Source organism: Oricola sp. (assembly GCF_965230365.1).
Classification (GTDB): domain Bacteria; phylum Pseudomonadota; class Alphaproteobacteria; order Rhizobiales; family Rhizobiaceae; genus Oricola.
In genome coordinates, this window is record NZ_OZ246003.1 from 3,748,012 (window position 1) to 3,769,227 (window position 21,216).

Consider the following 21,216-nt stretch of genomic DNA (forward strand, 5'->3'; position numbering starts at 1 on the left):
CCTAACCGCCGATAACCAGTCGCGCGGCCAACCAGATCCACATCATCCCCACGACCGCGTAGCCGGCGGTGAACACCGGACGACGCAGGCCAAGGCGGTTCGACGTCATGTGCACCCAGGCATGGGCATAGCGCAGGATGACGAAGAGCCAGGCGAGCCCGACCGTCCAGACACTGACGCCACCGGTCTGAACCAGGGCGAGGCAGACGACATAGAACAGCACCGGCAGTTCGAACTGGTTGGAGACGTTGCGGGCCGCGCTTGCACTCAATTCGGGATCGTCGGGTATCTTGAAATCACGCGCCTTTGCCGCCCCAGACTTGACTGCATCGATCCGGCGCAGGCTCATGATGACATAGGCGGCGAAGGTCAGCGCGACCTGCGCGATCATCGGCCAGTAGATTGCAGACTGCTGCATCGTGCCCTCCGTGAGCGGCTCTAGACATTGCCCGGATAGTTGGGGCTTTCGCGGGTGATCGTAACGTCATGGGCGTGGCTCTCGCGTTGCCCGGCCCCGGTGATGCGCACGAAGGTGGCGCGTTCGGCGAATTCGGGGATCGAGCGCGCGCCGGTATAGCCCATCGCCGCGCGCAGACCGCCGGCAAGCTGGTGCAGAACACCGGAGACCGGCCCCTTGTACGGCACCTGCCCTTCGATGCCTTCCGGCACGAGCTTCAGCGCGTCGCGCACCTCGGCCTGGAAATAGCGGTCGGCCGAACCACGGGCCATCGCGCCGACAGAACCCATGCCGCGATAGGATTTGTAGGACCGGCCCTGGTGCAGATAGACCTCGCCCGGGCTCTCGTCCGTGCCTGCGAGCAGCGAACCGATCATCGCCGCCGTGGCGCCGGCGGCCAGCGCCTTGGCGAGATCGCCGGAAAACTTGATGCCCCCATCGGCAATCACCGGGATGCCTTGCTTGGCCGCTTCCTCGGCCGACGCCATGACCGCAGCCAGCTGCGGCACGCCGACGCCGGCAACGATGCGCGTGGTGCAGATCGAGCCCGGTCCGATCCCGACCTTAACGGCATCGGCCCCGGCATCGATTAGTGCCTTGGTGCCCTGGACCGTGGCGACATTTCCCGCGATGATGCGCACCGAGTTCGACATTTTCTTCACACGGCCGACGGAATCGAGCACGCGCTGCGAATGACCGTGCGCTGTGTCGATGACGATGACATCGACGTCCGCGTCGATCAGACGCTCGGCGCGCTCCTCGGCATCGGCGCCAACCGACACGGCCGCGCCGGCGCGCAACCGGCCCTGGGCGTCCTTTGCGGCGTTCGGATTGAGCTGCGATTTCTCGATATCCTTGACCGTGATCAGGCCGACGCAATAGCCGCGCTCGTCCACCACAAGCAGCTTCTCGATGCGGTGCTGGTGCAAGAGCCGCTTGGCTTCGTCCTGATCCACATTCTCGCGCACCGTGACCAGCCGCTCGCGGGTCATCAGTTCGTAGACCTTCTGCGTCGGATCGGAAGCGAAGCGGACATCGCGGTTGGTCAGGATGCCGACAAGCCGGCCCGGCCGCTGGCTGCCAAGACCCGCGTCCTCAACCACAGGGATACCGGAGATGCGGTGCGCCTGCATGAGCGCGAGCGCGTCGGCCAGCGTGGCGTCGGGGCCGATCGTCACCGGATTGACCACCATGCCGGATTCGAACTTCTTGACCTGGCGGACTTCCTCGGCCTGTGCGGTCGGGTTGAGATTGCGGTGGATGATGCCAAGACCGCCGGCCTGCGCCATGGCGATCGCGAGCCGCGATTCGGTCACCGTGTCCATCGCCGACGAGATGATCGGCAATGACAGTTCGATATCCTTGGCGATCACCGTCGCGATGTCGGTTTCGCCGGGCATGACCTCGGAATGGCCGGGCTGCAGCAGCACGTCGTCGAAGGTCAGGGCATCATTGCCGGTAATGGTCTGGAGGATCGTCGCCATCGCGTTTCGTTCCGTTCGAGGATGCGCCCCCGGGAGGCAGGGCTTTGCGTTGGCAGTGGCTGGTAACACGGCTTGATGCGTTGCGAAAGCCTCGTTTCGGCGATTGACACGGGAATAAATAACGATATAACTAGAAACATGGTTGTATTGAGCAATATCGACATCGAGGAAGCCGCACAGGGCTTTGCGGCGATGGGTTCGGAAGCACGGCTGCAGGTGCTGCAGACGCTGGTACGCGCCGGCCGGGCTGGACTGACCGTCGGCGACATCCAGGAACGCTGCGGCATGCCGGCCTCGACGCTCGCCCATCACCTCAAGTTTCTCGCTTCGGCGGGACTGATCGAACAGGAAAAGGATGGGCGGTCCGTGATCTCGCGCGCCGCCTTCGACCATCTGGAGGCGCTGGCCGGTTATATCCTCAACGAGTGCTGCACCGACGAAAGCAAGGACGACAAGTGATGAGTGAAGCGACCGAAGGCGCCGTCAGGCGCGGACCCGACTGGAAAGCCTGGCTCAACACACCGTGGACGATTGTCGTTCTGGTGCCGCTGATCGTTGCGATCCTCGATCCGGCCAATCTCGTGCCGGTCGTCACTTTCGCGGCAAAGGCGTTTGCGGGCACCCTGCCCTATATCGCGTTTGCCGTGATCCTGATCGCCTGGCTGAAGGCGTCGGGCGCCGAAGCGATGGTCGGGCGCGCCTTTCAGGGGCGCGAAAACCGGATGATCCTACTGGCCGCGCTGCTCGGCGGACTGGCGCCGTTCTGTTCGTGCGAGGTGATTCCCTTCATCGCCGGTCTTCTGGCGGTCGGCGCGCCATTGTCGGCGGTGATGGCGTTCTGGCTGTCTTCGCCGCTGATCGACCCGCCGACGCTGTTTATCACTGCTGCCGCGCTCGGTTGGGAATTCGCCATTGGCAAGGCGGTCGCCGCAGTCGCGCTCGGTCTGTTCGGCGGCTTTGCCATCAAGGCGGCGATTGCCGGCGGCGTATTCCGCAACCCGGTGCGTGAGCGCTCGGCCGGCGGCTGCGGCTGCCGCAAGTCGCCTTTCTCCGGCGAACCGCAATGGTGGTTTTGGAACGACGGTGAGCGCAGCGGCGTGTTCCGCACTGAATTGGCGGAGAACGCGCTGTTCCTGGTCAAGTGGCTGGCGCTCGCCTATGCGCTGGAGGCGCTGCTGGTAACCTATGTACCGGCCAGCCTGATCGCCGGAGTTGTTGGCGGCGAAGGCGTCGTGCCCGTGGCGATCGCGGCCCTTGTCGGCATGCCCGCCTACCTGAATTCCTATGTGGCGCCGCCGTTGCTCGCCGGCCTGACCGAACAGGGCATGAGCGCGGGCGCGGCCATGTCTTTCATGATCGCCGGCGCGGTCAGTTCCATCCCGGCCATGGCGGCGGTCTGGTCGCTGGTCAAGCGCGGTGTGTTCGCTGCCTATCTCGGCCTCGGTGTCAGCGGCGCGATTGTCGCCGGGCTGCTTTTCCAGATGGTGATGTGATGTCGATCACGACGGTTTCAGTCACGGTGCAACCGAATGGCCGCGACGGCCAACGGCTGCTTGCCCCGGTCGGCATTCCAACGCCCTACCAGACGCCGTCCAGCTTTGCCGTTTCCCACGGTCGCTACGAGTTGGCGGGCGAATCCGGCTCCGGTCAAATGGCGGCAGTAATCCAGCCGGAGCCAGGCGCGCCGGTTACGCTGACTTACCGTTTCGCCGACCATGCCGGCCATTATCCCGAAGAACTGTTCCGGCCGCGAACAAGCCGGTTCACGCGTGCCGCCGATGCGCTGGTGCACGATGCGCGGCGCATTGCCGATGGTGCGGCCAATGGCCATGCGGCGATTGCAGCTATCGTCAACGATGTCGCCGAGAAATTCAGTTACGGCCACCCGGATGTCCGGTTCAATGACGGGCTGGAAGAGATTCCGCATCTTGGTTGCGGGCTGACCGAGGGATCCTGCGTCGACATCAACACCTATCTGATCGCCGCCTTGCGGGCCGCCGGTTTCGAGGCAGGCTACGTCTATGGCTACTTCTTCCCGGCCGAAAAGGGCGGCACATGCAATGACGGGCATTGCTGGGTCGTGACCCGCCATCAAGGCGCGGTGCTGGAATGGGATATCGCACACCACCTCAAGCTCGGCACGCGCGAGGTCTGTTGCGGTCTCAATCCGAAACCCGGCAACCGCGTCGCCGTCGCCCACTCGATGGGGCTGGAGTTCGCTGCGCTCGGCATCACCGGCATGAAGCTTCTTGGCGAGCCTATCTGGATCGGCCCCGGAGATGAGTTCGAACTGGCGACGGTCAAGATCAGGATGAGCGAGCCCGACGCGCGCGCCAGGCTCACAGAGAAGATCGCAATCTGACTCCTAAAGATCGAGCTGATAGGTTTCCGGGATGAAGCGGTAGCCGGTGCCTGCCTTCTCGATAAAGCCGACCGACGGGAACGGCATGTGGTAGCCGACGAATGCCAGCCGGTCGGTGGCGATCATGTCGAAGACTTTTCTGCGGGCCGCCGCCGCGGCGGCCTTGTCGGCATCGAACCGCACTTCCCAGTCCGGCTTCTGCAGCGACAGCACGAAGTGGTTAGCGGTGTCCGCGGTGATCGCCATCGTCCGGCCACCCGATTCGACGGTGTAGATCATGTGACCGGGCGTGTGGCCGAAAGCCGCCATGCCGTTGATGCCCGGCGCCACGCTGCCACCGTCGCCGATGAAGGTCATCCTGTGCGCAAACGGCACAACCATCTGCTTGACCATGCCGTGCAGCCGTTCGGCCGGTGTGCCCATTCGGTCGTCGTTCGACCAGAAATCGTACTCCACCTGACCGGTCACATATTGCGCGTTCGGGTAGGTCGGCGAACCAGATTCCATCAGGCCGCCAATGTGGTCGGGATGCATGTGGGTGATCACCACATGGGTGACTTGGTCGCGCGTATAGCCCGAAGCCTCCAGATTGCCGAGGGTCTGGCCGACGCCGCCTTGCCTGCCACCTTCGCCATTGCCGGTGTCGAACAGGATCAGCGCTTCGCCGGTATTGACCAGCGTCGGCGCGAAGGTGAACTGCATCTGGTCGACCGGCAGGTAGTTGGTTGCCAGCAGTTCCTCGACTTCCTCCTTGGTCTTGTCGGTTCCAAAGATCGACTGCGGATCGGGAACGAGGCGATGACCGTCGGAGAGCACGGTGACCTCGAACTCACCAAGCGTGAAACGGTTGAAGGCTGCGGGCATTGTCTTGGCCATTGATACTTCCGCCTGCGCGGCGCGTGTCATGATCGACGGGGCAGCGAGTGCGGCGGCCCCGGCTGCGGACAGTTTGAACATGGATCGTCTGGAGAAACGCATCATCTCACTCCCTTGTGAACGGCACAGGGGGGACATGGCGCGGCATCGCCATCTGGCAATGCAGCAGTGAACACAAAGCCGTTACACCGCGTAAGGTGCGTTCAGCGGGCTGCTCGCGACACAGCTTCAACCGTCGGCATTGTCGCCCTTGAAGCCCTTGGCGAGGATATAGAGCTCGACGGATTCATCGCGCGAGGCCGGCGGCTTGACGTGGATCACCGAGGCGAAATTGCTCTTCAGCAAGTCGAGCAACTGCTTCTCGGTACCGCCCTGGAAGGTCTTGGCCAGGAAGTGGCCGCCCGGTTTCAGCGTGCGGATGGCGAAATCGGCGGCGACCTCGCACAGATGCATGGTGCGGATATGGTCGGTCTTGCGATGGCCGATGGTCGGGGCCGCCATGTCGGACAACACCACATCGGGCCGACCGCCAAGCGCCTCGATCAGCGCGTCGGGCGCATCGTCATCGAGGAAGTCCTTCTGCAGCACCGCGACCCCCGGCATCGCGTCCATCTCCAGATAGTCGATTGCCGCGATGCGCTTGTCCGTATCGTCGGAGCCGACGCGCGCGACCGCAACCTGGCACCAGCCACCGGGCGCCGCGCCGAGATCGACCACCCGGTCGCCCCTTTTGAGGATCTGGTGCTTGTCGTCGATCTCGATCAGCTTGTAGGCAGCGCGCGACCGCATGCCCTCGGCCTTGGCGCGCTGGACATAGGGATCGTTGATCTGGCGCTCGATCCAGCGGCGTGACGAGTTCTTCAGGCCCCTGCCCTTCTTGACGCGCTGGTTGACGCTGCGCCCGCCGCGTCCCGACAAGGCGCCGCCGCGCGGCGGTTTCCTGGTGCTCATTGCCCGCTCCGCCGTGACCGGTTGCGCCACGGATTAACGCCCCGCCGCCAAACGCCGTCGGCGGCCATCATTTCCGTCAGCAGCCCCTCGCGCAGGCCGCGGTCGGCGACACGCAGCCGCTTGCTCGGCCAGGCGCGGCGGATCGCTTCCAGAATGGCGCAGCCGGCCAGCACAAGGTCGGCTCGGTCGGCGCCAATGCAGGGGTTGGCGACGCGCTCCTCGAAACTCCAGGACAACAGCCGCGCATTCATCGCATCGACCTCCTCGGCGCTCATCCACAGCCCGTCGACGCGGCGGCGGTCATAGCGCGGCAGGTCGAGATGAATGCCGGCAAGCGTGGTGACCGTGCCCGACGTGCCGAGCAGGTGAAACCCGTCCAGTCCGACCCGGTCGGAAAGACGGTCGCGCTCATCGAACAGTGTCAGCAGTTCGGCCGCATGATCGACCATGTCGGCAAAGGACTGTTCGGTCACCCTGTGGCCGCCGAACTTTTCCGACAGCGTAACAACGCCGATGGGCAGCGAGGTCCAGGCGACGATGTGATCGGACAACCGCCGGCTGCGCCGGTCGCGCACGTCGACCAGGGCGATCTCCGACGATCCGCCGCCGATATCGAACAGCACGACGGAGTTGGTTTCGCGTCCAACCAGCGAACTGCAGCCGCTGACGGCAAGCCGCGCCTCGGTCTCCCGGTCGACGATCTCCAGATCGAGACCGGTCTCGGCGCGCACCCTGTCGAGGAACGCGACACCGTTATGCGCCGAACGGCAAGCCTCGGTGGCGATTAGGCGGGCGCGGCGCACCTCGCGCGCCTTCAGCTTGTCGCGGCAAACTTGCAGCGCCTCGACCGCGCGATCCATGGCGTCGTCGCCGAGGCGGCCGGTGCGCGACAGGCCCTCGCCGAGTCGGACAATCCGCGAGAAGGCGTCGACCACGCGGAACTGGCCCGGACGCGTCGGCGTCGCCACCAGCAGGCGGCAGTTGTTGGTGCCCAGATCGAGCGCGGCGTAGAGTTCGGGCGACCGACGTTTGATTGCCGGATTGGGCGGGCGTTGCTCGCCGGCAGGATTGGTTTGCTGTCCCTCGCGTTGCCTTTCAGCCGCAGTTGCCGATTGCGGCTTGCCGCGCCGCCGCCGACGACGTCCCACCGTTTCACGCGGTGCCGGCGCCCGCTGACCGGCGTCGCCATTTGCATCCGTTGCAGCCGCGTTTGCCTGCCCGTTGCCAGACGTACGCCGGCGACGGCGGCGCTTGCGGCCCCGCTTCTCCTTGTGGTGGTCGAAGCTTCCGTTGCGGACGTCGGCGGATTCCGGCCCGTTGCGGGAATCCCCGCCCTCTGCGGCCTTGCCGGCACTGCGGTTGTCGGAGCCGGATGCCGAACCGGCGTCCTTTCCCCGCGCGCCGGACGAACTGGTCCCCTTGGACCCGCCTCCGGTCCCGGAAGGCTCCGATCCGGATGCGCTGGCATCCGACACGGCGTCCTTCACGGTCTTTCCCTTCTTGCGCCGCGCTGCCGGGTATCGGCGCTGCAGGCGCAACCGTTTGATGTTGCCGTCAGACTAGCAGCAGGATTTGCAAACACCAAGCGCAAACGCATCGGCGTCGCCTCGCCGAAGGAAGGCATATCTTTTTTTGAACCTTTCGCGGCGTCGCTTCGACAGATGTCCGGAACCGGAAACGATCCGGGCCGGAGCCTGGCTTCGAACAAGCTGACAAGGAGAGCGACAAATGCTTCTGACGAATGCGCTGATCTATCTGGGACAGGCCACTGTTCACTGGCCGCTGACGCAACAGCAACTGCGCCGTCGCCTGCTCGGCGAGAGGCCGTCGACCACGCCGCTGGAACTCGACTTCGCCGATCTCGCAGATGGTATCCGCGCCGATCGCGCCAGTTGGGTAAAGATGTTGGTCGACGAGAAGAACCAGGTGCAATGCGGAGACGGGCTTCTTACCGCCTACCGGTCGATCACCATGGACGGCGCTTTGGTCTGGTACGTCTTCGCGAAGGACAAGCCGCACGGTTACCATTCGCTCGCCGAGCACCCGGATGAAGCGTTTCGCGAGGCACGCGCGGCCATGGCAGCGCGCAAGCGGGCGCTCAGCCAGTGGGAGACTGTGCAGGGTTTCGGCGAGTTGCTGCGCTCCGGCCAGGTCAGCTTCACCTTCACTAGCGCGGATCTGAAGGGCACTCCCCTTTGCGATCTCGGCATCCAGAACTTCCTGCGCACGTTCCGGCTTCACCGGGTTCAGAGAATCTCGGGCCGCTGGGTTGGCTGGTTGATGCTGATCGAACCGCAGGTCGGCTTCGTCGTCTACGCCAGCCTGGTGCGGCGCGGCTTTCTTTGATGGGATCTGATGCGATTGCACGCTGCCGCGCCATTTAGCCGGGTGCGGCGGCGTGCTAAGCGGAATCGCAGAACAACCCGGACAGAACACGCATGCCGAGCAAGGAGGAGGAGCTTGCGCTGATGTCGCGTATCGCATCCGGCAGTGTCGAGGCGATGCGGGCGGCCTATGAAGCGCATAATGACGCGGCCATGCGCTTCATCATGACGCGCGTGCGCGATCCGTTCGAAGCCGCAGATATTGCCCATGAGGTCATGCTCGACATCTGGCGCGGCGCATCCGCCTTTCAGGGGCGGTCTTCGCTACGGTCATGGATCCTGTCGATCGCCCGCAACAAGGCCATCGACCATATCCGCAAGCATAGCCGCCAGGAACTGCGAGAGCCGGACCAACAGCAGCCAGATGACGCACCTTCCGCAGACACGATCATCGCCGCCTCGCAGGACGCCAAACGAGTGCGCGACTGCATCGGCAAGCTGCCCGCCTCGCAACGCGCCGCCATCCAGCTGTCCTTCTTCGATGACCTGAATTACGCCGAGATCGCCGAGATCGAGCAGCGGCCCTTGAATACCATCAAGACGCGGATGTTCCACGCCAAGCAAAACCTCCGGCGTTGCCTCGGTGGGGATCTGAGAACCCGATAGCTGTGCTTATTCCGGCGCGGCTGTCTCGACGATTGGCGCTGCCCGCAAACGCTCCAGCCCGGCGGTACGATCTTCCGCGCTGTCAAAGGCCAGATGGTAGATGCCAAGCGCGCCCGGACCGTCGACGATGCGCGCCCCGATCTCCAGCAGCAGGCTGCTGATTTCGGCCTCGCGAGCGTCGGGATCGAGCGCAAGGGTGACGCCGAATTCCGTTTCGCCGGATGTCGCCGCAACATAGCTGTCGTCGCCGATCAGCCCCGGATTGGCGACGATCAGGGCGCCTTGAACGGCGACGAGCAGACCGGCCGCGATCGCACCTGCGCGCCACCAAGGCGACACCAGCCGGGGTGTCGCTGTCGGCGTCATGCGTTCGATGTCGCGGGCCAGGCGCTGCCAGCCGAGATCGTCTGCCGGTCCGGCCTCAGACCTAACCGTTCCCGCCGCCGCCTGAAGCACAGCGACATCGGCGGCCAGTTCCGGATCGCCGGCTGCGGCGCGCGCAATCTCTTCGACCTCATCGTCGGGTAGCGCACCGCGTACATAACGCACCAGTCGCTCGGTGCGCTCCTCGGGATCGTCTTTCGGCAACGGCATCTTTGTCTCCCTGGCCCCACTATGCGCGGCGTTGGCGTCCGCACAACCCGCTCGTTCCGGCTATCGGTCGAACGAAGCGCCGAAATGGTTCAATTTCGCCCACCTTTTTCCCAGATTGCTCGCTATCGGGGTATTTAATACAACGCTCGAAGGAAATCAGCCCCGGGAGGATGCCGATGCGCCGTCTTGCAATCCTGTTCTGCCTTGCCGTCCTGACATGTGCCGGATTCAAAGCCGGAACTCCTTCCGCACAGGCGCAGACAGCAACCCGGCCGGGCGAGATGGTGGTGTTGATCAGCGGCGAGGATGCGGCGCGTGCGCTCATTGAGGCCGCGGCGGATGCCGGTTACGTGCTGAACGACCAGCATGACCTTGCGGCACTCGGCGACATCATGATCGTCCTGACCAGACCAGCGGGGCGCAGCGGCCCGGACGCAATCGCCGAACTGGAAGCCTTGGCGCCCGGCTCGACCGCCGGCGTCAACCATCTGTTCAGCCTGCAAGCCGGCGTTGCCGCAGGCAAGCAGCGCCGTTACGCGCATGCCATGATCGGCTGGCCGGCCGACGGCTGTTCCGCACGCCACACGCTTGGGCTTGTCGACGCCGCGGTCGATGTGGCCGATCCGGCGCTCGCCGGCACAACACTCTTCGTGCGCGACTTTACGGGAGCTGCCGCCGACATCGACCATGGCACCGAGATGGCCGCGCTGTTGGTCGGTGAGGGTCGCTTGCGCGACGCGACGCTCTATGCCGCCGGGGTTGTCGACCGGCGCGCCGGCGGCGAAGCTGCCAGCGGCGTCGACAGCATCGTCAAGGCGATCGATTGGCTCGCCGGCAACGGCGTGCGTATCGTCAATGTCAGCCTCGCCGGCCCTTACAACAAGATCCTCGACCGCGGCCTGTCGGCGGCCGCCGCGCACGGGCTGGTGATCGTCGCAGCCGCCGGCAATGGCGGGCCGCGCAGCGACCAGGCCTATCCCGCCAAGCTGCCGACGGTGATCGCCGTTACCGCCGTCGATGCCGCCGGCAAGGTGCATCGCCGCGCCGTGCAGGGCGATCATATCGACATCGCCGCCCCCGGCGTCGACGTGGCTGTGCCGGTTTCCGGCGCCATGCGCTATGTCAGCGGAACCTCGGCCGCCGCGCCATTTGTGGCGACCTTCATCGCGGCGACCGCCCGGCCCGGCGCGCTGTCGCTGGATAACGTGCGGGCCGCGCTCGCCGACCACACGCTCGACCTGGGAACACCTGGGCGCGATACCGTTTTCGGCGACGGCTTGCTGTCGGTTGGCGGCAGATGCTGAGCGGCCGCAAAGCCGACTGTGATCGCCTGCAATCGGCAATTGCTTTTTCTTCGGCTAGGCTCTATATCGCCGGTCTCGCGCACTGCGAAGATTGGGGAATAGGTTAACGGTAGACCCGCGGACTCTGACTCCGTTAGTCCTGGTTCGAATCCAGGTTCCCCAGCCAAATCCCGTTCTTCGAAGAATTGCCATTGTTTCCGACGCTTGAACGAGCCGCGATGGACTTTACCGCCGAGAGATCAGGAGGTTGTCGGAAACTGGCGACCACCTCACCATCCTCCCAGATGCAGTTCGAAAGTACGAAGTTGAGTAGAACGCGCTTTTCACGGGCGTTCTGTCGTTCGCTGCAGCTCGGCGCAACGTCCCAGTCGCGGAAAAACTAAAGTCTCGCCGGAGTTCCGCCAATGACCGGTGTTGCGGTTTCTGTGCCGACCGCTCCTTGCCGTGCCTGAAGCGCATAAGTCTTGTCAGCTTCGCCTATTTGGAGCAGGCGGTCAGATCGACCGGCCGTATGATCGAACGGGACTTGATCGCGTCACTGGCCACGTGATCCAGAAGGTCCTGGAAGTTGTTTGCAGCGACGTCCTCGAGGGTCGGGCTGACATCGATAAGGACGCTGGCAACAGCCCAAGGAGAGGCTGGAGTGAAAATCCAGGAGCGTTCACCTGCACCAACGTTGATTGAGCCGTCGATGCGTCGCCCGTCATTGGCGGTCACTCGGACGTCTTTGATCAAGAGATGGCGATCAAACGGACGGTCGAAATCGATGTGAAGTGATTCATTCGTGCCGACACATGGAGCCGTCACCCGCCACTCTTGGATACCGGGAAGGTCCCGCAGAGGGACGGTTGCGGTAAACCGCTTCTCGAAAGCAGGCAGGACAGAGCGTCCATCAGCCGACGGCCAACCCGCATTGACGGCGAGTGTATTGTCGCGACCCGCAAGCAAAGCCGGGCCCAGCTCCACATTGGTAGCGACATTGCGTTTGATACGACCGGGATCGACAAGAACCGTCAGTCGCGTCCGGTCTTCGTTCCAAAGCTCCTGCTTGAAACGCATGAACGCCGCTTCATCGACGTCCCCTGACGCATCGCGCAACGTGATGTAGTCGAAGGCGACACCGGGTCTCATGGGTACCGAGAAATGAACATAGAACCGCAGGGTATTCTCGGGCAGCATCTCGCTGCTCGGGTAGATTTGCGTTACGGCGGCGGACGCCGTTACGGCATCAGAGACCACCCGGAACGCGACCAACTCTTCGCTTCGAGCACGCCGAACACGCGCGACATAGTCCTGGCCTTCGGAAAACCCAAACGCGGGGGTGAAGCTCAGGACAGAGTTTTCGTGGTTGTAGCGACCGGCAACCGGCGTCCTGGCGTCGCAGCAATCCTCAGCGGTTCCGACAAACACCTGCAAGAGCTGATACGGATCGCCTTCCAGACCGTCTGGCAAGGCAAGCGAAACGGCGGCGTCTGCGCTTTGCGGCAAACTGAGCGCGTCTTTCTCAGCAAATGCGGCGGAGCTGATCACGATGGCCCCCATGCAAAGGCCCGCCAGTATTCTGGCGAGCCGGTTTGTAAATGCGCCACACACCTCTAGTTTGCCATCCGCGCCTTGCTGGCCGCGGGGTCATATTGCGGGAAGTCAAACTCCGCGAGCATGTCATGAATGCGGTTCGGGAACCAGGTCGGGTTGGTGTCAAGGTTCAGGTGACCCGTGTAGGGGTCCCGGGTGACAGAGGTGAAAAACCCGCCGCCAACAAGGGTTGTATGAAGCGGAGTGCCGTTGAACATCACAGCCTTGCCGACCGGCCCATAAGGCATAAGCGGATGGATATCGAGCTTGGGGCCGCGCGGAAGCACATCATGGGTCACAACCTGTGCATTCTGAAGCCCGTCGAGCGGGATCACTTGGGGCGATCTGCTGTCACTCGTGACAAACAGCATCGGCGCCGCTTCGCCCCCCATCGGGCTTTGAAAGTCGAAAGCGATCATGTCGAGCGGCTGGCCGTTGCCGTAATCCATGATGGTGCGGGCGGAAATCTTAGCGCCGTCTTCGATCTCGTCCAGCGGCACCAGGACGATCGGGCTACAGGTATAGGCAGCGACCAGTTGCGGTTTGCCGTCGATCTCCTGCACCGACATGGCCCGGATCGGCGCGCGGCTTTCGTACTGGTCATGGGTGATATGGAACATCTCCACGCTGGAGATGCTCTGTGCCCCATCAAACGGGTAGGGAATGCGGCGTAGTGTGGAAAGAAAGTTGTCCGTGGCGACGCCCGAAACGAAGAGCTCGTCCTCGTAGAACTCGATGTCCATGATGGCCAGCGTGTTCAGTGGGCGCTCGCCCTTGGCGATGTCTCTGGGCAGCGGTGGATAAGGCCCAGAACCGCGCACGCCAAAGGTGACCTCTGAGTTCGGAAACTCCGTCAGTTCTTGTTTTTGAAACGTGAACTCAGAGAGATCCAGAAGCTTGAGCGTCTGATCCTGCGACACTAGGACAATCGCTGGTTGGGAGGCGAGGTTACCGATCCGGGTAACCGAGATATAGATGTCGTTGGACAGAGGATGCGCGGCGATGTCGTTGATCTCGACAGCGCCTGCATTTACGCCAAGCAGCTCCGCGATCTTGCCGTCGATGTTTGCGATCGAACTAGGCATGATCTGCCCCTCATGCGCATTCGCCAGGATTTCAAACGCGTAGATCGCGCCGTTGTGATTGTCCCCGACAAAAAGCGTCCCATCTTCGGCAAACTCAAGCGCGCCAGAAAACTTGATGTCCAGGTCCGTCTCGGCCATCGCGCCTTTCCCGATGATCAGCGCCGCCGACAGCGCGGCTGCGAATTTGGTTCGTTTCGACACATTAGGTCTCCTCTTGCAGAATTGCCCATGTCAGAATTGACGCGGATGGTGAATAATCATACTGATTGGTAGAAAATACCGATCAGCCAGGCCGAGTCAACGAATATTATACGGTATGGTAGAAAAAAATGAAAAGCGGGGCCGGGGCAGGCCAAGGATGTTTGATCCGGACGATGTTCTGGACAAGGTCATCGACGTGTTCTGGGAGTTGGGATATGACGCTGCGGACACCGAGACCCTATCCAGGCGCGCCGGCTTGACAAAACCCAGCCTCTACAATGCTTTCGGGTCAAAAGAGGACCTCTTCGTCACGGCGATCAATCGCTACAGCACAACCCGCTCCAGGGCCTCCCTCGAAGCTTTGGCAAGGCCCGACAAGCCCGCCGACGGGATCAGGGACTACTTTTTGAACCTGGCGCAGAACGTGGCGGCGCCGGGCCGCCCCAAGGGGTGTCTCATGCTGTCGATCGCCCTGCCCCTTAAGGACCGGCTGCCGAAGGTCGCGGCAGAGTTGGAAGCCGCGCCGAAAGAGAGCGCCGCAGGGATGATCGAGTATTTTGCAAGGCAGACGGAAATGGGAAACCTGCCGCGCAGTTTCGACAGCATGGCCGCGATCTCACTGCTTCGAGACTTGAGCGCTGCTTTGATCGTGCAAGCCCGTGGCGGGGCTCCCCTGAATGTACTCAAGACCAAGGCCACTCGCAACGCCAAGCTCGTATTGTATGCAGGAGAAGCTGAATTCGCCGAGTAGGTCAGCGATGATGACAGACTGTGTGGTCGACGTAGACTTTCGCCACTGCTCGAAGAGCGGACATCCGTGCTGCGCGCAGCATCGGTCAAGTTGGGCTCGCTGCGGCCAATCGCATTGACCCAGTGCGCACTCTTGCTGCGAAAGAGATGCGAGACTGCGTCAACGCCGTCGAGCAGCGCGCTTCTCTCCATGCACACCGATCCGGCGCCAAGTATCAAACATTACATCAGAGTACGATCTAACCTAATCGACTTTCAAAACTTGGATAGGTGGCGCTAAATAGAACACTGCCGTCGAATAGATATTTACATTCACAACCAATCGAATTGGCTTCGCTATGAAAGTGTTCTTATCCTATTCATCAGATGACGCTGCAGAGGCGGATTTGGTCGCGAGCTCCATTCGGGCGCGCGGCAACCGTGTTTTTTTCGACAAAACCGACCTGCCACCTGGGCAGTCTTACGAAGACCAGATTGAAGCGGCAATAAATGAAGCTTCTGTCTTCGTGTTCCTGATCAGTCCGAGCTCGATCTCTGCCGGGAGATTCACGCTGACTGAACTCGGTATTGCCCGTAAGAAATGGCCCAGCGCGAAAGGCAATGTATTGCCGGTCTTGATCAGGCCCGCCCCGATCGAAGACGTTCCGCCATATTTGCGGTCAGTGACAATCCTGACGCCGGAGGGAAATATCGCTGCGGAGACCGCCGCCGCGGTCCGGCAGTTGAGATGGCACAGCGGGCGATTGATGAGGCGTGCGGCCGCAGCAGCTATGGGCGCCGTCGCACTGGGATCCGCTGTTTGGTATTTCACACCGCCAATACCCAACTTCTCGGTTGACATGGGAACACCAATAGCTTGGCAGAGGGGGTTTTTCGGCGGTGTTGATACTTACAACATCCCGTTCGAAGCCATCAACGAGGGCGATGCCGGCGGGCAAATTACCAATAGCAATCTGGAAGTAGACCCGCCCAGCGCGCTTGTCCGACATTCCCCTGAGGCAGGCGAACCGCAGATGGTGGCGCCAGGCGCCAACTACGCTGGCCACATACTGGTCAGCGTCAACGATCCGTCCGCCCGTTTACGCGTCTGCATTAACATCGCAGAGACCGGCCAATCATGCAGTGATTGGAGCGATTGGGAGCACAAAGGCGACTTTCTCTATGGCGACGCATTCGATGTTGGCGATGACCTGCGCAACACGGCAACGGCAGTCGCCTCGGTCGAAAACGCCTTCATAGTTGCAGCCGCCTCTCCGAAAAAGGTGGTCCGAATGACGGAAAACGGCACACGGTTGGCTGAAATCGCTTTGCCTGGTGCACCTGTCTCAATTTCCTCTGGTCCGCTTGGATTGTTCATCGGCCTGACCGCGCCGAACGCAATTGCCAAGCTCGATCCATCTTCGCTGTCGATAATCGCTACCACTCCGGTTTCTTTCCCCAAGGACGCGAGTCCTTGGGGCGAACCTGTCTCCAACAGGCCGGTCAGCATCGCCCAGGACGGTGAACGTCTCTGGGTCCTGACACGCGGAGGCGCCAGTACTGAGGGACTTGGATACTTCGACGGCAACTTATCAGCCTTTAGGGTACCTCCATTCTATGAAGATGTCAGTTTCGACCTCAGCGATATGCGTTTGCGCAACGGGACTGGGGCCGTTTGGTCCGGAAGAAGCGGCACGACACCTGCCTCGGTTCACCGTTTCGAACCGGATTCACATACCGGATATGGCGGACATGATTACGATATCGCTTCTTGCGCCAGCGACGTTGTCGAAGCGCTCGAAGCCCTGCTCCTCCTACCCGACTGCGAAGGGGTGGTATGGCAAGTCGCTGTGAACGGAGACCGCCTGAACCAGTTGGACAGGATCGATAGCCTGCTCGGATACCAGTCGACAGGCGACAGCTGGGAAGAGGTGTTAATAGGAAAGACGAGCACCGATCGATATATCGGCGTCCTGACCCAGAGAGTTTCAGGGCCGTCCGTCACGCCGGAGGCGCACACAATAACAGCCTCGACACTGAACTGGTCCTCGGGACCAAAGCTGATCTTCGATCTGGATGACGCGCGCGTGCTTGATCTGGCCGGCGGTTCGAGCAGTTTCCTGCTGTTGCTGGAAAGCGATAGCGACCGACACCAACTCGTCGCACCATCGTATCAATGAATCGTCAGCCACCGCGCACCCGCCGGGTCCCGGGCGGCGCTCAACCGTTTCGATTGCGCAGCGCGCGCCGCATGGAAGCGATCCACATCCCCTCGTTGGCCTCGTAGACGTCGCGTTTGCCGTTCAGCATCTGCACATAGCGTCCGCCAGCGTGGTGGATACCTATGATACGCCAGTTCGGATCGAAGATCGGGCTACCCGAACTTCCGGGCTCGGTCGGTGTCCGGTAGTGAATGCGGCAGGGGGCAATGCTGTCCTCCGACGCATAGACTTCGCGCTCATAATCCAGCAACTGGTTGTCCTGGAACGAAAAGCTTATCTCGCGCCCCCCGGGATGGCCGATGATATAGACGCGCTCCTTCTTTCCCTCCGCCAAGTCAGGCAGCCTTTCATGAAAGCGCAGCGGCTCCACATCGGCAGGTATCGGCGGATCGAGCCCCAGTATCGCGACATCGTGCTCGCCCGAAGGGGATTGCCAAAGGACCTCCCGCACCGAATACGTGAACCTGCCGGCGCCCGCTCGCCTGTGCAGTTCGAGTTTCACCACAGCCTGAGATGGCGAAGCAGCATCGGGCTCCGGCGGATCGCTTACGACATGCGCATTGGTGACGACCACCAGCTCATCGCCGAAACTCTCGTCCAGATCGCTGCCCTTCACCACAAATCCGGTGCCATGCGGCTTGCCGTTGAAGAGTATCATTGCCACCGACCGGGCCGCCGCCATCCCCTCCTGCAGCCAGTCGTAAGTCTGCGCACCGATATCGCCCAACACGGCTTCGTGCCGCAACTTCGGAACCGCGACAAGTCTCTGCAGCGCTTCCGGCGAAACGGTGAAGCCAGCCCCCGGTTCAAGGCCGAGCCGGCCGATCATGGGGGCAAGGATCTCCTCGCCCCATTCTTCGCTGTCGGCACTCCAGAGTTGCTGCAGCTGGCGGGCGGAACCGGCCAGCGCAAAGGCGGAATCCTCGTTTTTGACATAAGCGCCATACCATTTGGCTGCTTCGGCATGATCTCCCACGCCGAGCAACGCTTCGCCGACTGTCGCATAGTCCCAGTTTTGGAGTTCGTGACAGGCGCGGCCGGTGATGATCTCAACGATCGTTGCAGCCGCCACTTTGGCTTCGGCCCGCTCTTTGGGTGTCAGTCCAAATCCGTCGTCCCAATAGGCGACGGCAACCATGTTCACGCCCTGGTAGGTGTAATCGGAGTTCGAACGCTGCCAGGCATCGCGGTAATGTCGGAAGGACTCGCGGACGGCTTGGCGCGCAATATCGGGCCTGGTGTCGCGCGACTGCACGGCAAGGTCTTTCCAGGCGCGGCCAAGCGCGCCCTTCAGTTCCGCCCAATCGCCGGTGCTCGCGTCCGGATCGTCGACAGCATTCTCAAGAAGCCGAATGGCAGGGTGTATCTCGCCGGCCTCGATCAGCCCCTGGGCAAGAAAGTGCATGACTCGGGCATCCGCACAACCGTCGATGAGACAGGCATTGGCCACGAGCCGCATTTGGTCGAAACGCCTGAACGAACGAAGCGCCTTGAGTACCTTCTTCGCGATCTCCGGGTCTATCGAACCGGCTTCGCGAGGCAGTTGTTCCACGAACGCAGCACAGGCCTCGTTCAACGTCTCGACATTGTCGGTATCCGCGACATTGACTACGCCGTCCGCCAGATCTTCGAGCATGCCAGCTCCTTGGCGGCTACCAGTGCTTTCCGTTCGCGTTGGCGAGACAAGGTCTTCGTTCAGGTCGATAGAGCTGATGTCATGGGCCATGTTCCTCGAAAACGTCTTGCCGCCAAAATGCAGGCCGCAAAGGGCGATCCGCTCATCCAGCGTGGTCACGACCGAGCCGGAATTCCCGCCCATCGTTGTGGCGTCGTGGCTGAACGCCCAATTCCGCTCATCGCCCTCCATTCCGCCGGGCCGCAGCTTTATCAGGCCCGGGCTCAAATACTTGGACCCGAAATCGCGATTGTATATCTCCCGGATCCGGTCCCAGTAATCGAGTGCCGCCTGCTGCGCGGTCGGCGCCGAAGCGTAGCCCGGCTCCGCCGGGTAGCCGACAAGGATGATCTGCTCTCTGACCGCATCCGATGTCGACACCGTCTGCATATCGACCGGAGCCGGGTGTCCACCGCTTCCGTTGTCGGTCTCGATCTCCAGTATCGCCATATCGAGCTTTGAAAGGTCGACGTAGCGGCCGATGCGCTGGCTCCCATACGAGATCACGCTTTTGATCTTGTACCGGGAATCCTCATTCGTCGCATCGGGGTCGAAGTTGATCGACGCATCGGCGGTCAATCGCATTTCGTAGCGGCCTGGCGACACCGGAAACTCTTCTGCAAGCGCATCGAGCACGTGGCGATTGGTCATGACCTGACCGCGCCCGATGACGAACCCGGTTCCGACATGCCGCCAGCCTCCGGACGTCTTTATGTCTATCCGGCCAACCGCATCTGCAAGCGGTTTGATCTGATCGCGTAACGGGATCAGATCTGCCGCCCATTGTCCGAGCGCCGGATTGCTCGTATCGAACGGTATCTCCCCGTTTTGAATCCGCACGGCCGGCCGGCCGACGAGTTCGACCAGGGCTTCGAGATGGACCGCGCTCTGCAAGTCCCGCGCCTCCAAAGGCGCGCCGGTCCGCAGCATCTCGCCGACCGTTCGCTCAATACCGCTCAGCAATTCGCCTCTCAGTCCCCCACCGGCTGCTTCCGGCGAAATGCCCTGCTGGTAATTCAGCACTGCTTCTGCGCGCGCCATGACATCGTCTGTGCTGGCTGTGGATTCAAAGAACGCGCCGCTACCGGTAGCCGCCGCCATCCGGTTGACGAGGTCCTCGGGCGTTTCGGGGGGCGTCGCAGGGCTCGTCACCACCACAGGCTGCGACAATGCATCTGGATTGCGCTCGCTAAGCAACTCGGCCAGTCCGGGCGATGGCAGTGGGATCCCGCCAGCCTCAAGCAGAGCCGATCCCGCTTCGGACCTGACGATCCTGTCGCTGGCCAGGAATGTCGCCTCCGCCTCGTGGCGGCCGAACTCGATGTTGCCGAAGACGGATTCGGTTGGGGCGCCCGATGAACCGGGCGATATCGGCGGGATATCCGCCAAAGGTGTCGAGACCAACTCATAGGCATCAACGATACCGGCGCCCATTTTGCTGGTGTTCCAGCCAGACGGCGTCCTGGCCGTTGCCCGCAACGCCGCCCGAAACAGCTCCTGGACGTTGGTGTCGCGCCGCCGCGCCTCCCCTTTCACATCGTCGATACCGAACTTGCCGATCCACAGCGCGGCGCAGCCGGCCGTCAGGGCGACCGCAAACGACGTCCCCTGCCCCTCTTTGTTGATATCCGTAACATCTGCCGAGCCGGCCTTGCGCCTTGCGACATGGACGTTTTCGCCGGGCGCGGAGATGTCGACCTTGCGCCCCCGGCTCGACCCCTTCCAACGCTCCTCGTTTTCGTCGATGCCGGCGACGGCGATGACATTCTTGTCCCAAGCCGGATAGACGACGAAGCCGACACAGTTCCCGGCCGCGGCAAGAACGATCATGTCGGCATCGACCGCCCGCTTGATCGCGCGCCTTAACGCCCCTCCTTCGATTCCGCCGCCAAGGCTCATTGTCACGATCCGGCAACCCTGCTTGCGCGCATGGTCGATCGCCCTGGCGACGGCAACGCCAGTTCCGATTACAACGGCGTTGATGCACCGGATCGGAACGAGGGTGGCGCCCGGCGCGCTGCCGGTCACAATGTGGCTGCCACGGCTGATAACCAGGCTGGAAGTGGCCGTTCCGTGCCCCGGTGACGACATCTTCGCGGAAAGCGGATCGGTCGGATCGTTCGTGTTGTCGATGACGTTGTAGCCACGCGCCTTGTCTATGCCCTGGTTGAGTTCCCGGTGCTCTGCGACACCGGTATCGGGCTGACCGATGAGGACGCCTTCGCCCGTCGCCGACAACTGATCGTTGGCCGCGTCGGCCCTGATCATTCTTCTCGCCCAGTCGGCATCGTCCGGTGACGGCGCGTCCGATTTACAGGCCCCCCAGACGATATCGCCCACAGCCTCAGGCTGATCGGCGGTGGTCTCTATCTCGATCCACGCCGGCCCGACCTCCGGAACAACCGACAGCAGGCCGAGTTCAGTCGCGAGTTCATCGGCAACCTCGAACAGGAATCCGGCAGACTGGCGGATTTCGACGCCCTGAAACTGAAGAATAAGCAGGTTGGGATCGTCTTCCTCGGAATACGCGAACAGATCGAACCCGTCTCCATCGAGCAAGGCCGCCAGCCGCTTGCGTTCACGCACCAGATCCGGTCGATCCGCATATTCAAGCGTGAAGCTCAGAGTTCCCGGCGGGAGGGTTTCCTTGCCAGTTTGTTCCGATGCCCTTGCAGCTCCCTTCAGAAACTCGATCATCTGGACCTCCCACG

At 62.4% G+C, this 21,216-nt stretch carries 17 protein-coding genes and 1 tRNA gene; 9 read left to right on the forward strand and 9 right to left on the reverse strand.

Annotated features, from left to right (window positions below):
• Position 1: 1 nt before the first annotated feature.
• Entirely contained in the window at positions 2-418 is a 417-nt protein-coding gene (locus ACO06R_RS18205) for an MAPEG family protein (RefSeq protein WP_421853409.1), read from the reverse strand.
• Positions 419-438: 20 nt separating this feature from the next.
• Complete coding sequence (guaB, locus tag ACO06R_RS18210; RefSeq protein WP_421853412.1) at positions 439-1,941, reverse strand: IMP dehydrogenase; 1,503 nt, start codon at positions 1,939-1,941, stop codon at positions 439-441.
• A 138-nt stretch (positions 1,942-2,079) separates the two neighbouring features.
• On the opposite strand from guaB, the gene ACO06R_RS18215 reads away from it, so the two are divergent.
• Genes ACO06R_RS18215 through ACO06R_RS18225 form a run of 3 tightly spaced genes read left to right on the forward strand, consistent with a single transcriptional unit; the run spans position 2,080 to position 4,303 of the window.
• The gene (locus ACO06R_RS18215) at positions 2,080-2,400 is read left to right on the forward strand and encodes an ArsR/SmtB family transcription factor (RefSeq protein ID WP_421853415.1); all 321 of its coding nucleotides are present in this window, start codon (positions 2,080-2,082) and stop codon (positions 2,398-2,400) included.
• Complete coding sequence (locus tag ACO06R_RS18220) at positions 2,400-3,434, forward strand: permease (RefSeq protein WP_421853418.1); 1,035 nt, start codon at positions 2,400-2,402, stop codon at positions 3,432-3,434. Before ACO06R_RS18215 ends, ACO06R_RS18220 begins: the two co-directional genes overlap by 1 nt.
• Complete coding sequence (locus tag ACO06R_RS18225) at positions 3,434-4,303, forward strand: transglutaminase domain-containing protein (protein WP_421853421.1); 870 nt, start codon at positions 3,434-3,436, stop codon at positions 4,301-4,303. The genes ACO06R_RS18220 and ACO06R_RS18225 overlap by 1 nt, the downstream gene beginning before the upstream one ends.
• A gap of 3 nt (positions 4,304-4,306) precedes the next feature.
• Here ACO06R_RS18225 and ACO06R_RS18230 read toward each other — a convergent pair whose 3' ends face one another.
• The 3 genes from ACO06R_RS18230 to ACO06R_RS18240 form a co-directional block, all read right to left on the reverse strand.
• A complete protein-coding gene (locus ACO06R_RS18230) occupies positions 4,307-5,284 on the reverse strand; it encodes an MBL fold metallo-hydrolase (RefSeq protein WP_421853424.1) in 978 nt (325 codons plus the stop codon).
• Positions 5,285-5,407: 123 nt separating this feature from the next.
• Positions 5,408-6,130: an RlmE family RNA methyltransferase gene (locus ACO06R_RS18235; RefSeq protein WP_421853427.1), complete on the reverse strand. Its 723-nt coding sequence runs from the start codon at positions 6,128-6,130 to the stop codon at positions 5,408-5,410.
• The gene (locus tag ACO06R_RS18240; RefSeq protein WP_421859510.1) at positions 6,127-7,605 is read right to left on the reverse strand and encodes a Ppx/GppA phosphatase family protein; all 1,479 of its coding nucleotides are present in this window, start codon (positions 7,603-7,605) and stop codon (positions 6,127-6,129) included. Before ACO06R_RS18240 ends, ACO06R_RS18235 begins: the two co-directional genes overlap by 4 nt.
• Before the next feature lie 253 nt (positions 7,606-7,858).
• Between ACO06R_RS18240 and ACO06R_RS18245 the strand changes: the two genes are divergently transcribed.
• Positions 7,859-8,476, forward strand: coding sequence for a hypothetical protein (locus tag ACO06R_RS18245; RefSeq protein ID WP_421853430.1), 618 nt, complete (start codon positions 7,859-7,861; stop codon positions 8,474-8,476).
• A 92-nt stretch (positions 8,477-8,568) separates the two neighbouring features.
• Complete coding sequence (locus tag ACO06R_RS18250) at positions 8,569-9,120, forward strand: RNA polymerase sigma factor (RefSeq protein WP_421853433.1); 552 nt, start codon at positions 8,569-8,571, stop codon at positions 9,118-9,120.
• A 6-nt stretch (positions 9,121-9,126) separates the two neighbouring features.
• Here the strand turns inward: ACO06R_RS18250 and ACO06R_RS18255 are convergent, their stop codons facing one another.
• Entirely contained in the window at positions 9,127-9,714 is a 588-nt protein-coding gene (locus ACO06R_RS18255) for a hypothetical protein (RefSeq protein ID WP_421853436.1), read from the reverse strand.
• A gap of 176 nt (positions 9,715-9,890) precedes the next feature.
• Between ACO06R_RS18255 and ACO06R_RS18260 the strand changes: the two genes are divergently transcribed.
• Positions 9,891-11,018: a S8 family serine peptidase gene (locus ACO06R_RS18260; protein ID WP_421853439.1), complete on the forward strand. Its 1,128-nt coding sequence runs from the start codon at positions 9,891-9,893 to the stop codon at positions 11,016-11,018.
• A gap of 92 nt (positions 11,019-11,110) precedes the next feature.
• A tRNA-Gln gene (locus ACO06R_RS18265) sits at positions 11,111-11,184 on the forward strand.
• Positions 11,185-11,495: 311 nt separating this feature from the next.
• On the opposite strand, the gene ACO06R_RS18270 is transcribed toward ACO06R_RS18265, so the two are convergent.
• Positions 11,496-12,560, reverse strand: coding sequence for a hypothetical protein (locus ACO06R_RS18270; RefSeq protein WP_421853443.1), 1,065 nt, complete (start codon positions 12,558-12,560; stop codon positions 11,496-11,498).
• Between the two features lie 53 nt (positions 12,561-12,613).
• Entirely contained in the window at positions 12,614-13,879 is a 1,266-nt protein-coding gene (locus ACO06R_RS18275) for a hypothetical protein (RefSeq protein ID WP_421853446.1), read from the reverse strand.
• Between the two features lie 157 nt (positions 13,880-14,036).
• Between ACO06R_RS18275 and ACO06R_RS18280 the strand changes: the two genes are divergently transcribed.
• Positions 14,037-14,630: a TetR/AcrR family transcriptional regulator gene (locus tag ACO06R_RS18280; RefSeq protein ID WP_421853449.1), complete on the forward strand. Its 594-nt coding sequence runs from the start codon at positions 14,037-14,039 to the stop codon at positions 14,628-14,630.
• Between the two features lie 337 nt (positions 14,631-14,967).
• The gene (locus ACO06R_RS18285) at positions 14,968-16,788 is read left to right on the forward strand and encodes a toll/interleukin-1 receptor domain-containing protein (protein ID WP_421853452.1); all 1,821 of its coding nucleotides are present in this window, start codon (positions 14,968-14,970) and stop codon (positions 16,786-16,788) included.
• 40 nt (positions 16,789-16,828) lie between these two features.
• On the opposite strand, the gene ACO06R_RS18290 is transcribed toward ACO06R_RS18285, so the two are convergent.
• Complete coding sequence (locus tag ACO06R_RS18290; protein ID WP_421853455.1) at positions 16,829-21,202, reverse strand: trypsin-like peptidase domain-containing protein; 4,374 nt, start codon at positions 21,200-21,202, stop codon at positions 16,829-16,831.
• Positions 21,203-21,216: the final 14 nt, after the last annotated feature.

Coding starts and splice junctions, on each gene's coding strand:
- ACO06R_RS18205 (WP_421853409.1), bottom strand. CDS start 418: ATGCAGCAGTCTGCAATCTACTGGCCGATGATCGCGCAGGTCGCGCTG.
- guaB (WP_421853412.1), bottom strand. CDS start 1,941: ATGGCGACGATCCTCCAGACCATTACCGGCAATGATGCCCTGACCTTC.
- ACO06R_RS18215 (WP_421853415.1), top strand. CDS start 2,080: ATGGTTGTATTGAGCAATATCGACATCGAGGAAGCCGCACAGGGCTTT.
- ACO06R_RS18220 (WP_421853418.1), top strand. CDS start 2,400: ATGAGTGAAGCGACCGAAGGCGCCGTCAGGCGCGGACCCGACTGGAAA.
- ACO06R_RS18225 (WP_421853421.1), top strand. CDS start 3,434: ATGTCGATCACGACGGTTTCAGTCACGGTGCAACCGAATGGCCGCGAC.
- ACO06R_RS18230 (WP_421853424.1), bottom strand. CDS start 5,284: ATGATGCGTTTCTCCAGACGATCCATGTTCAAACTGTCCGCAGCCGGG.
- ACO06R_RS18235 (WP_421853427.1), bottom strand. CDS start 6,130: ATGAGCACCAGGAAACCGCCGCGCGGCGGCGCCTTGTCGGGACGCGGC.
- ACO06R_RS18245 (WP_421853430.1), top strand. CDS start 7,859: ATGCTTCTGACGAATGCGCTGATCTATCTGGGACAGGCCACTGTTCAC.
- ACO06R_RS18250 (WP_421853433.1), top strand. CDS start 8,569: ATGCCGAGCAAGGAGGAGGAGCTTGCGCTGATGTCGCGTATCGCATCC.
- ACO06R_RS18255 (WP_421853436.1), bottom strand. CDS start 9,714: ATGCCGTTGCCGAAAGACGATCCCGAGGAGCGCACCGAGCGACTGGTG.
- ACO06R_RS18260 (WP_421853439.1), top strand. CDS start 9,891: ATGCGCCGTCTTGCAATCCTGTTCTGCCTTGCCGTCCTGACATGTGCC.
- ACO06R_RS18270 (WP_421853443.1), bottom strand. CDS start 12,560: ATGGGGGCCATCGTGATCAGCTCCGCCGCATTTGCTGAGAAAGACGCG.
- ACO06R_RS18280 (WP_421853449.1), top strand. CDS start 14,037: ATGTTTGATCCGGACGATGTTCTGGACAAGGTCATCGACGTGTTCTGG.
- ACO06R_RS18285 (WP_421853452.1), top strand. CDS start 14,968: ATGAAAGTGTTCTTATCCTATTCATCAGATGACGCTGCAGAGGCGGAT.
- ACO06R_RS18290 (WP_421853455.1), bottom strand. CDS start 21,202: ATGATCGAGTTTCTGAAGGGAGCTGCAAGGGCATCGGAACAAACTGGC.